The 15,612-nt window shown below is 34.1% G+C and carries 14 protein-coding genes; 6 read left to right on the top strand and 8 right to left on the bottom strand.

Annotated features, from left to right (window positions below):
• Positions 1 to 30 precede the first annotated feature (30 nt).
• Positions 31 to 738, top strand: coding sequence for a DUF6759 domain-containing protein (locus tag AAHI02_RS11210; RefSeq protein WP_346983322.1), 708 nt, complete (start codon positions 31 to 33; stop codon positions 736 to 738).
• A 69-nt stretch (positions 739 to 807) separates the two neighbouring features.
• Here the strand turns inward: AAHI02_RS11210 and AAHI02_RS11205 are convergent, their stop codons facing one another.
• Positions 808 to 1,764 carry an acetyl-CoA carboxylase carboxyltransferase subunit alpha gene (locus AAHI02_RS11205; protein WP_346983321.1) on the bottom strand — a complete coding sequence of 319 codons (957 nt, stop codon included), beginning with the start codon at positions 1,762 to 1,764 and terminating at the stop codon, positions 808 to 810.
• Positions 1,765 to 1,812: 48 nt separating this feature from the next.
• Positions 1,813 to 3,318, bottom strand: a complete 1,506-nt coding sequence (gltX, locus tag AAHI02_RS11200; RefSeq protein WP_346983320.1) for a glutamate--tRNA ligase — start codon at positions 3,316 to 3,318, stop codon at positions 1,813 to 1,815.
• A gap of 256 nt (positions 3,319 to 3,574) precedes the next feature.
• Here gltX and AAHI02_RS11195 point away from each other — a divergent pair, with 256 nt between their 5' ends.
• The 5 genes from AAHI02_RS11195 (at position 3,575) to AAHI02_RS11175 (ending at position 8,328) form a co-directional block, all read left to right on the top strand.
• Positions 3,575 to 4,960, top strand: a complete 1,386-nt coding sequence (locus AAHI02_RS11195; RefSeq protein ID WP_346983319.1) for an MAC/perforin domain-containing protein — start codon at positions 3,575 to 3,577, stop codon at positions 4,958 to 4,960.
• A gap of 160 nt (positions 4,961 to 5,120) precedes the next feature.
• Entirely contained in the window at positions 5,121 to 5,465 is a 345-nt protein-coding gene (locus AAHI02_RS11190; protein ID WP_346983318.1) for a phosphomannose isomerase type II C-terminal cupin domain, read from the top strand.
• A 98-nt stretch (positions 5,466 to 5,563) separates the two neighbouring features.
• The gene (locus tag AAHI02_RS11185) at positions 5,564 to 6,361 is read left to right on the top strand and encodes a hypothetical protein (RefSeq protein WP_346983317.1); all 798 of its coding nucleotides are present in this window, start codon (positions 5,564 to 5,566) and stop codon (positions 6,359 to 6,361) included.
• 63 nt (positions 6,362 to 6,424) lie between these two features.
• Positions 6,425 to 7,018 (top strand): glycosyltransferase, encoded by a 594-nt coding sequence (locus tag AAHI02_RS11180; protein ID WP_346983316.1) that lies wholly within the window; start codon positions 6,425 to 6,427, stop codon positions 7,016 to 7,018.
• 20 nt (positions 7,019 to 7,038) lie between these two features.
• Entirely contained in the window at positions 7,039 to 8,328 is a 1,290-nt protein-coding gene (locus AAHI02_RS11175) for a glycosyltransferase (protein WP_346983315.1), read from the top strand.
• On the opposite strand, the gene AAHI02_RS11170 is transcribed toward AAHI02_RS11175, so the two are convergent.
• The 6 genes from AAHI02_RS11170 to accC all read right to left on the bottom strand — a co-directional run bounded on the left by AAHI02_RS11170 (position 8,303) and on the right by accC (position 15,572).
• Positions 8,303 to 9,340 (bottom strand): glycosyltransferase, encoded by a 1,038-nt coding sequence (locus AAHI02_RS11170; RefSeq protein WP_346983314.1) that lies wholly within the window; start codon positions 9,338 to 9,340, stop codon positions 8,303 to 8,305. The two genes, AAHI02_RS11175 and AAHI02_RS11170, sit on opposite strands and share 26 nt — an antisense overlap.
• 214 nt (positions 9,341 to 9,554) lie before the next feature.
• Positions 9,555 to 10,742 carry a glycosyltransferase gene (locus tag AAHI02_RS11165; protein WP_346983313.1) on the bottom strand — a complete coding sequence of 396 codons (1,188 nt, stop codon included), beginning with the start codon at positions 10,740 to 10,742 and terminating at the stop codon, positions 9,555 to 9,557.
• 2 nt (positions 10,743 to 10,744) lie between these two features.
• Positions 10,745 to 11,734: a hypothetical protein gene (locus AAHI02_RS11160; protein ID WP_346983312.1), complete on the bottom strand. Its 990-nt coding sequence runs from the start codon at positions 11,732 to 11,734 to the stop codon at positions 10,745 to 10,747.
• Entirely contained in the window at positions 11,731 to 12,486 is a 756-nt protein-coding gene (locus tag AAHI02_RS11155; protein WP_346983311.1) for a glycosyltransferase family 2 protein, read from the bottom strand. The genes AAHI02_RS11160 and AAHI02_RS11155 overlap by 4 nt, the downstream gene beginning before the upstream one ends.
• A gap of 192 nt (positions 12,487 to 12,678) precedes the next feature.
• Positions 12,679 to 13,926, bottom strand: a complete 1,248-nt coding sequence (gene rocD / locus AAHI02_RS11150; protein ID WP_346983310.1) for an ornithine--oxo-acid transaminase — start codon at positions 13,924 to 13,926, stop codon at positions 12,679 to 12,681.
• Between the two features lie 290 nt (positions 13,927 to 14,216).
• Positions 14,217 to 15,572 (bottom strand): acetyl-CoA carboxylase biotin carboxylase subunit, encoded by a 1,356-nt coding sequence (accC, locus tag AAHI02_RS11145; RefSeq protein WP_346983309.1) that lies wholly within the window; start codon positions 15,570 to 15,572, stop codon positions 14,217 to 14,219.
• Positions 15,573 to 15,612: the final 40 nt, after the last annotated feature.

Below are 15,612 nucleotides of genomic sequence, written 5' to 3'. Positions count from 1 at the left end.
ATATTTAATAAATTTTTAAATGTATAGTTAATGAAAAAAATATTTCTCCTTATTTTTTTATGCATATTTACCCTTGGTTTTTCACAGAAAAAGAAAAAGGCAAAAACGAAAGCCATCGTAGAAAAAGAAACCGTGATCATCTATACAGAAAGTGATGCGGAAGCTACCGCAGAAGCCAGAGTAGTGGCAGGATTTCTAAAGCAGAATCCCGGTCATGCGAAGACCGATTATTTTAAGAGAAAACTGATGCAGATTGTTATGGCAAACAATTCTCCTGAAGCCAAACCCACCATAAAAGCAATAAGTGAAGACAAAATCAAGCAGATGGTTCTTGATGAGAATAAACTTAATAAAGGTAAAGCAATGGCCGTTAATACAGGATCTGCGGCTCCCGAAAGAACGGTAAACTATGCAAGTGTTGCAGGAACGGCGACTAAAAAATCCGGGGCAAGCGAGCAAAATAAAAAAACGGCGGCGATGCTTACTCATCTTTTCAATAATGATCCGATGGATAGGGAAGCTTATATTAACATCAAAAACAGATCTAAATGTAACCTGATCGTGAAGATCAACGGGAAAAAGTACTACAATCTTGATGTTCCGGCAAACGGACAGAATTTCCTTCTGGTTGAAAAGGGAGAATATATCCTTACAACCATGGTTTGTGATGCGAAATATTCTTCATTAAAGAAAATAAACAAAGATATTGAGATCGAATTGAATCTTCGGGAAGAGTAAAATTACTGTATTTGAAATATTAGAAACAAAAAATTAATGGCTAAGAAATTTTCCCTTAGCCATTTTATTTTATCCTTTAAATTGCCCCATCGCAATAAATTTTTCCTGTCTTTGGGTTTCAAGTTCCTGACCTGTGAATTTTGAAAAGGCTTTGATGTTCTGTAAAATAGAAGTTTTCAGATGCTGAAAAGTTGCTGCCGGATCATAATGTGCTCCTCCAAGCGGTTCTTCGATAATACCATCGATGAACTTTTCTCTTAAGGCATCTTTTGGAGTAAGATTTAACGCATTGGCTGCGTCTTCCTTATGATCCCAGTTTCTCCAAAGAATGGATGAGCAGCTTTCCGGAGCAATTACGGTGTACCATGTATTTTCCAACATATATACTTTATTTCCTACACCGATTCCTAACGCACCACCACTTGCTCCTTCACCGATAATATAAGTGAAAATTGGAGTTTTAAGCTGTACCATTTCAAAAATGTTTCTTGCAATGGCTTCTCCCTGACCTCTTTCTTCAGCTTCAAGACCAGGATACGCTCCCGGTGTATCTACCAAAGTTACTACAGGAATCTGAAATTTTTCAGCAAGCTTCATCAATCGTAAAGCTTTTCTGTATCCTTCAGGATTCGGCATTCCGAATCTTCTGTGCTGCCTTTCCTTAGTGGTACGCCCTTTTTGGGTTCCTATGATCATTACTTTCTGACCGTCTAATGTCGCCAGGCCGCCAATCATGGCAGGATCATCTGCGAAATTTCTGTCTCCGTGAAGCTCAAGAAAGCTTCCTTTGTCTACCATTCCGTTGATATAATCAAGGGTATAAGGACGATCCGGGTGGCGAGACAGTTGTACCCGTTGCCAAGGAGTAAGATTAGAATAAATTTCTTTTTTCTTTTCTATGATTTTGTCCTCTATCTGGCTACATGCTAATTTTACATCAACACCACTTTCTTCTCCTACTAAAGAACAGGTTTGGTACTGATCCATTAATTCTTTGATAGGTAGTTCGAAACTTAAATATTCCATTTCTTGAAGTAAATTAAATCTTTCAAATTTATGAAAAATTATATGAATCTATTTAAAATTATTGATCGCATTGTTTATTCTGGAGATAGTTTCCTCTTTTCCAAGAAGTTCCATGATGTCCGGAACGTCCGGGCCTTTCAGTTCTCCAACTAAAGCTAAACGCAGAGGCATCATCACTTTACCCATTCCCAAACCTTTTTCTTCAGCCATATCATGCATAGTTTGCTTCAAAGTTTCTGCCTTAAAATCTACAGATTCAAGTTTTAAAGTCAAATCACCTAAAATAGAAGATGTTTCATCATTCCATGCTTTTTTCGATGCCTTTTCGTCATAAGATGATGGAGCTTCAAAGAAGAATTTTCCATTTTCATAGATGTCTTTCGGGAAGGTTGCTCTTTCTTTCATCAGATGAATGATCTTTAATAATGTATCATCCGAAAGCGTTATCTTTAAATCCGATTTTTTTAGAATATTTAATAATTCTTCATCAGATGTTTTCTGAATATATTGATGATTAAACCATTCTGCTTTTTCCTTGCTGAATCTGGCTCCTGCTTTATGAACTTTATTCAGATCAAATTCTTTTGCCATTTCATCCAACGATAAAATTTCTTTATCATCTGCAGGCGACCATCCCAATAATGCCACCATATTAATGAATGCTTCAGGAAGATAACCACTTTCTCTATATCCTTTAGAAACATTTCCTGTTGCAGGATCTGTAAAATTTAACGGAAATACCGGAAATCCGAATTTGTCACCGTCTCTTTTGCTTAGTTTTCCTTTTCCTTCAGGTTTTAAAATCAATGAAAGGTGCGCAAATTGAGGCGCTTCCCAACCCATTGCCTCATACAATAAAGTATGTAAGCCTAAAGAAGGAAGCCACTCTTCGCCACGGATCACATGTGAAATTTCCATTTCGTGGTCGTCGATGATGTTGGCGAAATGATAAGTTGGCATTCCGTCGTTTTTTACTAAAACTTTATCGTCTAACGTATTGGTATTCACGGAGGAATTTCCTCTGATAATATCTGTAAGGTTTAAAGTTCTGTCAATTGGCATTTTAAATCTAACTACATAAGGTGTTTTTTCATCCAATAATTTCTGAACTTCTTCTTCGGAGAGTGTTAAACTGTTTCTTAGCTGGTTTCTCGTTCTGTTGTCATAAGAGAATACATCACCTTTTGCTTCGTATTCAGCACGGATCGTATCAAGCTCTTCTGCTGTGTCGAAAGCAATATAAGCATAATCTGTTTTCAGGATCTGCTCTGTATATCGGTCGTAAATATCTCTTCTTTCGGATTGTCTGTATGGAGCAAATTTTCCTCCTTTCTTAGGGCTTTCATCGGCGATGATTCCGCACCATTCCAAGGCTTCTTCAATGTATTCTTCCGCGCCTTCCACGTATCTTGCGGTATCGGTGTCTTCGATTCTCAGTACAAACTCACCACCTTGGTTTTTAGCAAAAAGATAATCATATAATGCGGTTCTTACGCCTCCCAAATGCAATGGCCCGGTAGGACTTGGAGCAAAACGAACTCTTACTTTTTCCATTTTCAATAAAATTTTGTTGCAAATTTACTTAAAATTATAAAGTTAAAAATTTCTAAATTTCTTTTGTTTTAAATTTTGTTCACCTATATCGTTTTTCCATCATTAATTAATTTTTTTGAAATGTAATGATTTGTAAATGAAAACACTTTAACCATTTTTCATGTTACCATGATAAAAATCATTGATTTTATTTTTTATCGCTGTTTAGTGATAAGTATTTTTGTGATACATTAAAATTATACTATGAAAAGAAAATTTGCACTTTTTTTTAGGTGCTTTACCTCTGGTTTTCATGACCTCATGTTCAGTAGAAGAGCTTGATAACAACGCTAATGTAGAAAGTACAAAGTCCTCAAGAAGCAACATTTTTGCAGCGAAATATGCTGGTGACGGAGTTTATGATGTTTTAGGACACGGTTACAATGCTACAGGAGAATATGCTAATGCTAGTGCCGCAGGGTTTAAGGTTGTTGATATCGACAGGTTTAAAGTTGAACAATCTGCGAGATTGATTTCTGAAAATACTTTTTCTCAGGAATATATAGAAGAATATGGTGAAAATGCAGAAACATACTCTAAAATGGTTTCAACTAAAGTAGACATTACCGCTGGAATACCATTATTTAAAAAAACACTTTCTGTAGGATTTAATTCTGCTGTAACTACCACTAACAAATTCGATGCTAAATATATCTATGGAAGTTACAATCTTACGATAAAGCAAAAAAGAGTAAGATTTAACGCAACTGTAGATATGCTTGGTGATTATCTGACTCCTGAATTTATTCAGGATTTACAAACTAAAACCCCTCAGCAGATTGTACAGGACTATGGTACCCACGTTGCTGTTGATATTTATACAGGTGCTAAAATGGATATTATCTTCCAATCTGAAACAACCAATGAAGATCGTGAACGTGCTGCGAGAATTGGAGTTAAAGTAGGTATGGATAAAATTTTTGACGTTAATGTCACAAATGATGTAAATACTTCTGAATCAACTAAAAACTATTCTAGAAAACTGTGGTATAGAACAAGAGGTGGAGACCCGTCAAAAGGATTGATTGGAGAACTTAATTTGGATCAATCAAATCCAAAAATTAATATTTCTAACTGGCAGAGCAGCTCAACTGTTAACAATTCTGTCTTAGTTGATTTCGGGCAAAATGGATTGGTGTTTATTTATGATTTGGTAAAAGATCCGGTTAAAAAACAGGCACTTAAGACTTATGTAAATCAGTATTTAATTGACAATAAAGTATTTTTAGATTATATACCAGTACCTGTTTATGGTTTTTATAGCCCAGCAGATGGAGACCACTACCTTTCTACTTCTGCAGGAACACCTTATAATTATCAGGCAGAAGGTGAGCAATTCAAAGTGTATAGCTATAAAGCACCGAACACAGTTCCTATTTATCAGTTCTATAGTGCAAGTGACAGGGATCACTATTACTCAACTTCCTCTGGTACGCCGTGGAATTATACGTACGAAGGAATTGCATTTTACGCTACAATGGATAGCTCTAAAAAACCTATCTATCAATTCTATAATGGAGGAATCAGAGATCACTACTATTCAACTTATCCAGGAACTCCTAACGGATATACAGCAGAAGGTATTCCTTTTTATGCTTACTAATAATTAATAGTGTTTTTGATTTGTTAAAAAGGTATTCAAAAATACCTCTATAATATATGGAGGCTGTATCCAAAACAGTCTCCTTTTTCGTATTATTAGAAAAAGGTTATATAATATTGGCTTTTAAAGGCCTAAATTTTTACATTTGTAACAAAAAATTATGTTAGAAATAGGTGAGAGACCATGGGGGAAATATTATGTCTTGGCAGATGAACCCAATTATAAGTTAAAGAGAATTGAAGTAAATCCGGGTCAGAAGCTGTCTTATCAATACCATCATAAAAGACAGGAACAATGGACGATCATTGAAGGTGATGCCACGGTGGTTTTGGATGACAAGGAAATAAGCCTGAAATATGGTGAAAGTATTTTTATACCTCTTGGAGCCAAACACAGGATGATGAATCTTTCTGATAAGCCTGTCGTTTTTATTGAAGTGCAGACGGGGACTTATTTTGGGGAAGATGATATTGTGAGGATTGAGGATGAGTATAATAGGAATTAGTTGTATAAGCGTAAAATTTTGAGAGCAGTGTGAACATGTCATACCGCTTATATTTTTATTGAATGTATTTTTGTAGTCTTAATATTTTCAAATAATTAATGAAAAAAGCAATCTGTCTTTTTATCGTAGGAGAAAAGTACATGAAAATGTATAATAAGAATAAAGCCCTATTTGAAAGCTATGCTAAAAAGTGCGGAGCAGATATAAAAATTATTGATAAGCCTTTAGACGAAAAATTTCATCGTCCTCTTTTATCGCAAAAGTTATTAATTCCAAGTGCGACACGCGAGTATGATGTAGTCCTTTTTCTCGATTTGGATATTATTATTTCTGAAAAAGCACCTTCTGTTTTTGATTATCTTCCTGATAATAAATTTTTTGGAGCGGTTTTAGATCCGAGAAATACCGAAGAGTTTAATAAAACATGGGGTCATATACCAAGAATTCTTGAGGAAACGAATGAAATTTATTTCACAGATCGCCATTTTAAAAATAATAATTTGCTTCAGGGAAGTATTAATGGAGGCGTTTTTATTTTCAGACCTGAAAAAGTTGCTGATACTTTTAAAGATTATTATTTTTCTGATCATAATCAGGGTGAATTAAATAGCTTTGAGGAAACTCCATTTGCCTACTATTCTCAAATTAATGATTGGTTTGAAGCTTTACCAATTCAATTCAATATGCAGATATTATATAAGATAAAAGGAACAGAAAAGGGCCGTGAAATAATAAAAAAAGAGAAGAGATTTCCAGAATTTTTCCTCAAATATTATTATAAAAAAACCGGTAGCTGTATGTATCCTACCAAACAATATAAAGAGTACGTAAAACAAATTATTTCTGAAAATTATTTTATTCATTTTTCTAGTAATTATCCGATAATATACAACTAATTATGAACTTACTTTCACGCATTTCAAGCAGATTTATTACCATTACTTACGGAATTACTGTAAATGATGAAGCAAAGGAATTACAAAAAATTGCTGGATACTCTTCTCCCCCTAATTGATAGGAATGACGAGATCGTTGTTCTTCAGGATATTACAAATGAAAATAAAGAAGTATCTCAACTACTCGAAAGATATACCAACATTATATTGATTAAAGCAAAATTGAACGGAGATTTTGCCACTTTTAAAAATAAGCTAATTGAGAAAGCAACTTGTCAGTATCTTTTTCAGATTGATGCTGATGAATATCCTACAGAGTACTTTATAAAAACTTTAAAGCCTTATTTGAGAAAGGAAAAAAGTGTAGAGGTTTTTTCAGTTCCTAGAATTAATATTGTTGAAGGAATTACAGAAGAGTATATAAAAGAAATGGGTTGGAATGTAAATAAGGATGGGTATATTAATTTCCCTGATTATCAAATGAGAATTTTAAAAAATAATAAGAAAATTTTCTGGAAAAATAAAGTCCACGAGGTTTTATGTGGAAATAAAAATTTTACCGAGATACCAAATGACTATGAAAGATCATTAATTCACAAAAAAGAAATTGATAAACAGAAAAAGCAAAATGACTTTTATGAAACACTAGAAGACTAGTAATTTATTAAAATAATATCATGATAGATTTAGGAATTAATGTTTTTGGCTTCATAAAAGGGGAGTTTGGCATTGCCGAAGCGACAAGACTTAATTGCAAAGCCATATTACAAGCGGATATACCATTAAATATTATCAATTATGATGTTAAAACAAATCATAACGACAATGATAATACCTTTACCGAATTTGCTGAAAAGGCAGAATATCCGATCAATCTGATACAGATTTCTCCATCTGAGGAGGTTTTTAATTTTTTCTCGCATTTTGATTTTTCTTTTTTTCAAGGAAAATATAATATTTTATATATGGCCTGGGAATCAGAAACCATTCCGGAATCTTATATAGCGCATATTAATCTCTTTGATGAAATCTGGACGCCTTCGGAGTATTGTAAGAAATGCATAGAAAAGTATGTATCGTTGCCTGTGATTGTAATTCCTCATCCGGTACAATTTCCGTTAAATGAGCCGGAAGATAAGAGTGTCGAGGATATTTTTGATGAAGACAAATTTAATTTTCTTTTTATTTTCGATTACAACAGTTCTTTAGAAAGAAAAAATGTATTAAACCTTATCAAAGCTTTTCGGAAAACTTTTGATACAACAGAAAACAATGCTTTTCTGACGATTAAAACCTCCTTGTCAACACGTTTTTCAGAAGAAAAGAAGCAGATACTTGATGCTATAGGCTCTTCCGAGAAAATTAAAATTGTTGAAAAAATATTTGATAAAAACTCTTTCAACAATCTCATCAATCATTGCGACTGCTACATTTCCCTTCATCGCGCCGAAGGCTTTGGATTAACCATGGCAGAAGCTATGTTTCTTGGAAAGCCGGTAATTGCGACAGGTTATTCTGGTAATTTAGAATTTATGAATTCGGAAAACAGCTTTCTTGTTCATGCTCAAAAGGTAAATTCTCAATCTGCTGTTATTAATTATGATTCCAATACCATTTGGTCGGAACCGGATTTGCAGCAGGCGGAAGAGTATTTAAAAATTGTATTCAGCAACAAAGAATTATTAAAGTCTAAAGCCCAAAAAGGTTATGCTACGGTACATGAGAAATTATCATTCCAACATATAGGTCAGCTTATTAAGGAGAGGGGACTGGAAATTATTGCTCAGAACAAAATTCAGAAGAACAAATCTTCATTAATAAAAATATATTCAGAATATGTTCACCTCAAGAAAGATATTAAAATCTATAAAAAAGAGTGCGCCAATACAATTTATCTACAACATAAAAATGTATCTGAGAAACAGAAAAGACAGAAAATAATTATTCCCTGCCTTTTATTTTTTTAAGAAAAGCGTTTACTTTTTTTCTGATTTTATTGTATGCGGTTCTTTCCAGATAATTAACTTTCTTATTTAATCTTTCAATTTCACTTAGATAGAAAATATTATTTACATTTGAACTGACATTGCCTTCTTCTTTTTCAAAAGAATTGATAAAATTTAACCTGATTTTAAATAATTCACCAACGGATTCTAAAGAGAAATTGTTTTTAATCTGTGATTTTGCATTTTCTCTGAAATAATCTAATGAGTTGAAGTTGTTTTTGATATATAATAATTTTGCAACAGCATCCTGTAGGCGAGGTTTTGCCAAGGTCAGTCCTTCATCAATTAATCCTTTTGTATTTGAAGTTTTTGTGAAGTCATATTGAACCAAAAAACTGTTGTTGACATTCATAAAGTCCAGATTCCCGGAATAGCCCGTTCCGATAACAATTTTTCCGTAGGCCATCGCTTCCGCCATAGTTAGGCCAAATCCTTCAGAGCCGTGAAGAGAAATCAAAACATCCGACTGCTGAATCAGAGAATGAAGTTTTTCTTTAGAAAAATGTTCATTGATAATGATAACATTCGGAATATTATTATATTTTTCCAAAACTTTTTGAGCATCTTTACTTCTTTCCAGATTATGTGTTTTTACAATTAAAAAACTTTCTTTATCATCTTTAAAGACTGTTGTAAATGCTTCCAGGGTAGCTTCAGGATTCTTTCGGATCGTAGTACTCAAAGAATCAAAAATAGTAAGATAAATTTTTGACTGTTGAGGAATGTTATAATTTTTCAGATCAAAATCTTTAGAATTTTCGAGTTTCTGAATAGGATGAGAAAACCTTATCACCGGTATTCCTGTATATTTTGTAAAGATATTAACGCAAAAATCACTCGGTACCCAAAGTTCATCAAACATATTTAACAGCTCAGCTACTTTATCAGAAACCTCGGGGAATTCCCAGGCCCAATATATGATATTATAAAGGTTTTCAAGCTTAAGATCTTGGTTTTTTGAAAAAAAAGTCATTTATGAAATTAATGTTGATATGGAAAATATTAATTTGATTTTCGTTCTCTTTAAAAAAAAATTCTGTTAACCTTTCAAAATTTTCACTGGAGTAGTTGATTTTATGTACTTGTATTCCAGCTTTTTCTAATGCTAATGCATTTAATCGTGTGGCTTCAGAAATCCCGAAATTTCCATCAAAAAAAGCCATGATAATTAACACTTAACTCCATGGTTATAAAGTTTTAATTTTTTCTCTTATTTCTTCAGGCGAGAAAGGAAGGAGACTGTCAACCGAATGTTCGCGAAGTGTATTCCACAGTTTCTCATCATTGTTCAGGCGAATAATTGCTTCTGCAAAAGATTTTTCGTCATTGGCAATCAGAACGTTTTTCTCATTCACAAGTTGCATACCTTCTGCTCCAATGTCTGTAGTGACTACCGGCAGAAAATATTCAAAAGCCTGGCCTATTTTTCCTTTTACTCCGGCACCAAATCGTAACGGAGCTACCATTATTTTTGATCTCATAAAATGATCTTCAATGCTTTCCACAAAACCCAGAAATTTAAAATTAGGATATTGTTTAAGATCAAGCTTGTCGGCTACATTCCCGATTACGCTTACTTCAAGTTCAGGGTTTATTTTCCAGACAAGAGGCATTATTTTATCATATAGGAACTTTACGGCATCAATGTTAGGCTCATGAATTGACCCGATGAAAATAATTCCCTCACTTGCTGTAAAATCTTTTCTTTCGGAAATATCAATTTTAGGCTCATGTATATTTGATATTGTGATGATCTTATTTTTATCCGCATACTGGCTCATAATTTCCTTTTCCTTATCAGAAATGGCAATAATATAATCAAGTTGAGGTGCGACAACCGTTTCAAGACGGAAAAAATGCTTGTATTTTTTCTTTAACGAAATACGGTTTGGCTCTATTTCAATAGCCCTTTTATATCGTAAAAAATGAATGTCTACCATATCGTACATGAACTTTGCATGAGGTAAAATAGTTTTCATTTTTCTGTAAAATAAATTCAGCGCGAGTGGTCCGTTAAACCATACAAAATCTATTTTTTTGAAAGAAATAAGGAAATCATAAATGTTTTTGAATTTAATATTTTCTACAAATACAATAATGTTTTGTTGTTCATAAAACTTTACATATGTATCATCTTCAAATATATCAGGCGCAAACAAAATACAGTTATACCCAAGATTTTTGTAGATTAAAATGATTTCTTTGAGTCTGTTGGATCCAGAATCCTTATCGTGAGTGGGAAAATCTCTGGACGTAAATAAGATAGTTTTTTTAGATGGGTCGAAAGATGTAATGTTGATAATTTCCTGTGTGCCAAGAAGTTTAAGTTTTTCTTTTCTTCTGAAGTGTTTTTTTATTTTCTTTATAATTCCCATTATTAAGTTTTTTTATTGAGCCCGAAAACTTTATCCGTCCAGTGTTCCAGAGTATATCTGTAATAAACCTCTTCCGGAACTTTCTCATAGGGTGTCTCAAAAAAAGATTTTTCAAGATTACTACAGGTTTCGTTTAAAACCAAAATATTCTGCGGATTATAAAAATCATAACTTTTAATAGACTCATTATCAGTAATGATTTTCTTTTCTAATGCCATGGCTTCAAAAACTCTGAAACTCAGTCCATATTGGTTTTCACGTGTAAGATCAAGCAAAGCTCGCGAATTTTTGTAATATTTGGGAAGCTTTTTATGACTTATTTTTTTTATACTGAAAATAATGTGCAGGTTTTCCGGGATTTTAATGAAAACATTTCTCAGCTGATGTTTCCAGCCTTTCTTTCCGATGACAATGATCTGGAATTTCAACTTCAATTCCAATAATCTTTTGGTTAAAAGCTTAATGAATTCCACTCGTTTGTTGTCATAAGAAGTGATGTAAAACAAGTCTATTTCCGGTTTTTGTTTCTCACATCGGGTGAGCGGCAGATAAATGTAATTTGTTAATTTTTCGAAACCGTAACTTTCCACATCGGCAATATCGAATGAGAAAATTTTGTCGAAAAGGTTAAGTTTTTCCTTGTCAACCGAAACCCTTTCAAGACTGTCATAAAGATAAGTAATAAGACGGCCGGTATATTTTCTGATTTCCTGGAGCGTAGAAAGATCAAAAGTATCAGGATTCATTACAAGAATCTGATCCTGATATCCCAACTGCTCAAGGGAATCCGTTACAAATCTTTGTCTTTTTTCTGTCTTCAGGTTTTTATTAAGAAATATTTTGCTCACAGCATTAGTTGCCCTTTCACTAAAATTGGAGTGTGTGATATCACCTATTTTAATGTGGTGGGTATCTATGTTTCTAGAACGCAGATTTTCAACGATATATTGATCGTATCCCCAGAAATCGAAACTAATTACACAAATTTTCATCCAGTTAATGCTGCTCCTTTTTTTAATGATTCATAAGTCTCAAAAACGCTTAATGACTGTAAATAAGAAAGCTGATAGCCTTCTTTTCCATCAAGAATACCTAAACGCAAAATGTATGCCTTAAAAAATTTAAAAGCTGTTTTGGAATATTGATTGATACGATTGTACTTTTTTCCTTTGGCTGCCAGCTCCTGGCCTTTTAAAACTCCGTAATGGATCATTTTTGCTTTATAGGACTCATAATCATTAACGGAAAAGTGCAGAAGCTTATTTTTCATCTCGCCGATAGTTCCGTCTACGTGTAATGTTTCATGAACCTTCTTTCCGCTGATATATCTTGCTTTAGATTTTCTGAAAAGTCTGAAATTCTTGTCAGTTTGAGTCCCTGAATAATGAATCGGCTTTTCTGCAAAATAAAATTTCCGGTAAAAATAATAGGCGTCTTTTTGTACGGGTTTTTCTAATTCTTCTATAATTTCTTTCTTTAAAGCATGAGTAATCCTTTCATCGCCGTCAAGAAATAAAACCCAATCGTTGGCTGCTGCATCAAGTGCCAGGTTTCTTTGTTTTGTAAAATCTTCAAATGTATTCTGAATTACCTTTACTTTAAAAAGTTTTTGCGCAATTTCTACCGTTTTGTCTGTGCTGAATGAATCTACAATGATGATTTCATCACAAAAATCAAAACATTCAAGAACTTCCCGGATGTTTTTTTCTTCATTGTATGTTATGATTAAGCCACTTACCTTCATCAGCTTGTTGAGAGTATAATTATAAAATTTATCTTCAAAGATAAGTTTAATTTAAATTTTTTGCGAATCTTGATCTGTTTATTCTTAAAATTAAAGAGAATTTTATTTCATGATATTGATTTACAGTCAAAAAATAAGGGTATAACTTTTGTTAGCTATACCCAATATTTGGTTTTGGAACAATATTCCAAATTATTTGCATTCCAATATGGTTTTTTCAATAATCTTCACACAGTCCAACAGCTGCTCTTCCGTGATAACCAATGGCGGGGCCAGTCTGATAATATTTCCGTGAGTTGGTTTGGCTAAAAGTCCGTTTTCTTTTAATTGTAAACAGATATTCCATGCTGTAGAGCTATCCGGAGTATCGTTGATCAAAATAGCATTCAGAAGACCTTTTCCTCTTACTTTCGTGATCAGGCCGGTCTTTTCCATTACTTTTTCAATTTCAGATCTGAATAATTTTCCAAGCTCCTCAGCTCTTTCAGATAGTTTTTCTTCCTCTACAACGTCAAGAGCCGCTACCGCTACTGCACAGGCAATAGGATTCCCACCGAATGTAGAACCGTGTTGTCCTGGTTTTATAACGGTCATAATCTCATTATTCGCTAAAACGGCCGAAACAGGATACATACCGCCGGATAATGCTTTTCCTAAAATTAAAATATCAGGCTGTACATCTTCATGATAACAGGCAATCAGTTTTCCTGTTCTCGCAATACCGGTCTGAACTTCATCAGCAATGAAAAGGACATTGTGCTTTTTGCATAATTGAGAAGCACTTTTCAGAAAACCGTCATTCGGAACATAGACACCGGCTTCTCCTTGAATAGGCTCAACTAAAAACGCAGCAATATTTCCCGCTTCTTTGTTAAGAACTTCTTCCAATGCAGCAATATCATTATAAGGGATTTTAATAAAACCGGGTGTAAAAGGACCGTAATTCTGGTTGGCATCCGGATCGTTTGAGAACGAAACAATTGTCGTAGTTCTTCCGTGGAAATTATTTTCACAGACAATTATTTTCGCTGCGTTTTCAGAAATACCTTTTACTTCGTAGCTCCATTTTCTGGCTAATTTTACCGCTGTTTCCACAGCTTCAGCCCCGGAGTTCATGGGTAAAACTTTATCAAAACCGAAAAGAGTGGTAATTTTTTGTTCGTATTCTCCCAGTTTTGAATTGTAGAATGCTCTTGATGTTAAAGCCAATTTTTTAGCCTGTTCCACTAAAGCTTTTACAATTTTTGGATGCGAATGACCTTGGTTCACAGCAGAATAAGCTGAAAGGAAGTCGTAATATTTCTTGCCTTCCACATCCCATACAAATACACCTTCTCCTTTGTCTAAAACCACAGGAAGCGGATGATAATTGTGAGCGCCGTGCTTGTCTTCAAGGTCAATAAAATATTGTGAATCTCTAACTGTTTCTGCTGTTGACATAAATTTTTGGTTTTGCGCAAATGTAAACATTATAAATGAGATGAATAAACAGAAACCTCATGCTGAAAAAGAATTGAATTCAGGAACTTTTAAGCATATTGGGAAAGTGAATCAGAAAATATTTCTTACTCAAATAATCTGTTATAGTTATTCTATCTTTAAAAAAAGCGGATTTTAATGTTTGTTAATTTATAATATTGGGATCAACTTTGTCAAAATTCTGAACTTTGACAAAGTTTATAAAAAAACCGCTCAAAAAGAGCGGTTTACAAATTATATATAAAATCATCTTAATGATTGTCATATTTTCTGTCCATCACAAAATCTTCCATGAATTTTGTTGTATAGTTTCCTGAAAGATAATCTTCATTATCCATCAGTTGTCTGTGGAAAGGAATGGTGGTTTTTACTCCTTCAATATAAAATTCTTCCAACGCTCTTCTCATTTTTGCAATCGCTTCTTCACGCGTTTGAGCCGTAGTGATTAATTTTGCAATCATTGAGTCGTAGTTCGAAGGAATGGTATATCCTGAATAAACATGTGTGTCAACTCTTACGCCGTGACCGCCAGGAATATTTAATCCAGTGATTTTTCCAGGGGACGGTCGGAAATCTGCGTAAGGATCTTCCGCATTGATTCTACATTCGATGGAATGTAATTTAGGATAATAATTGATTCCTGAAATTGGTGTTCCGGCTGCCAAAAGAATCTGTTCTCTGATCAGGTCATAATCAATAACCTGTTCAGTAATAGGGTGTTCTACCTGGATTCTCGTGTTCATTTCCATGAAATAGAAATTTCTGTGCTTGTCCACAAGGAATTCGATCGTTCCTACTCCTTCGTATCCGATGAATTCTGCAGCTTTTACAGCAGCTTCACCCATTTTCTCACGAAGTTCGTCTGTCATGAAAGGAGAAGGAGTTTCTTCCGTTAGTTTTTGATTTCTTCTCTGTACCGAACAGTCTCTTTCAGAAAGGTGGCAGGCTTTGCCGAATTGGTCACCCGCAACCTGAATTTCAATATGTCTGGGCTCTTCAATCAGTTTTTCCATATACATACCTCCATTTCCGAATGCGGCTACAGCTTCCTGAATTGCAGATTCCCAATGATCTTTAAGATCTTCAGCTTTCCAAACGGCTCTCATTCCTTTTCCACCACCACCTGCAGTCGCTTTGATCATTACAGGATATCCTGTTTCTTCAGCTACTTTTACAGCGTGCTCGTAGGATTCGATCAAACCGTCAGAACCAGGTACACAAGGTACGCCGGCAGCTTTCATCGTAGCTTTAGCGTTTGCTTTATCTCCCATTTTTTCAATCTGTTCAGGAGAAGCACCGATAAATTTGATACCGTTCTTTTGGCAGATTCTTGAGAAATTGGCATTTTCAGATAAAAACCCGTATCCCGGGTGGATGGCGTCTGCATTAGTAATTTCAGCAGCTGCAATAATGTTAGGAATTTTAAGATAGGAATCTTTACTCATTGCAGGACCTATACAAACCGCTTCATCAGCAAATCTTACGTGAAGACTGTCTTTATCCGCAGTTGAATAAACCGCAACAGTTTTGATCCCCATTTCTTTACAAGTACGTAAAATACGCATTGCAATTTCGCCACGATTGGCTATTAATATTTTTTTGAACATCTTTTTTTAGATTTTAGGTAATAGGTAGTAGGTACTAGAA

It is taken from the genome of Chryseobacterium sp. POE27, assembly GCF_039727685.1.
Classification (GTDB): Bacteria; Bacteroidota; Bacteroidia; order Flavobacteriales; family Weeksellaceae; genus Chryseobacterium.
Note: the sequence above shows the minus strand (reverse complement) of the source record. Positions and strands in the feature narration are given on the sequence as shown.

What these genes read in the sequence shown, in the direction of transcription:
- AAHI02_RS11210 (WP_346983322.1), top strand. Translation starts at nt 31, where the DNA reads ATGAAAAAAATATTTCTCCTTATTTTTTTATGCATATTTACCCTTGGT.
- AAHI02_RS11165 (WP_346983313.1), bottom strand. Translation starts at nt 10,742, where the DNA reads ATGGGAATTATAAAGAAAATAAAAAAACACTTCAGAAGAAAAGAAAAA.
- AAHI02_RS11160 (WP_346983312.1), bottom strand. Translation starts at nt 11,734, where the DNA reads ATGAAAATTTGTGTAATTAGTTTCGATTTCTGGGGATACGATCAATAT.
- AAHI02_RS11155 (WP_346983311.1), bottom strand. Translation starts at nt 12,486, where the DNA reads ATGAAGGTAAGTGGCTTAATCATAACATACAATGAAGAAAAAAACATC.
- accC (WP_346983309.1), bottom strand. Translation starts at nt 15,572, where the DNA reads ATGTTCAAAAAAATATTAATAGCCAATCGTGGCGAAATTGCAATGCGT.
- gltX (WP_346983320.1), bottom strand. Translation starts at nt 3,318, where the DNA reads ATGGAAAAAGTAAGAGTTCGTTTTGCTCCAAGTCCTACCGGGCCATTG.
- AAHI02_RS11180 (WP_346983316.1), top strand. Translation starts at nt 6,425, where the DNA reads ATGATGAAGCAAAGGAATTACAAAAAATTGCTGGATACTCTTCTCCCC.
- AAHI02_RS11170 (WP_346983314.1), bottom strand. Translation starts at nt 9,340, where the DNA reads ATGACTTTTTTTTCAAAAAACCAAGATCTTAAGCTTGAAAACCTTTAT.
- rocD (WP_346983310.1), bottom strand. Translation starts at nt 13,926, where the DNA reads ATGTCAACAGCAGAAACAGTTAGAGATTCACAATATTTTATTGACCTT.
- AAHI02_RS11190 (WP_346983318.1), top strand. Translation starts at nt 5,121, where the DNA reads ATGTTAGAAATAGGTGAGAGACCATGGGGGAAATATTATGTCTTGGCA.
- AAHI02_RS11205 (WP_346983321.1), bottom strand. Translation starts at nt 1,764, where the DNA reads ATGGAATATTTAAGTTTCGAACTACCTATCAAAGAATTAATGGATCAG.
- AAHI02_RS11175 (WP_346983315.1), top strand. Translation starts at nt 7,039, where the DNA reads ATGATAGATTTAGGAATTAATGTTTTTGGCTTCATAAAAGGGGAGTTT.
- AAHI02_RS11185 (WP_346983317.1), top strand. Translation starts at nt 5,564, where the DNA reads ATGAAAAAAGCAATCTGTCTTTTTATCGTAGGAGAAAAGTACATGAAA.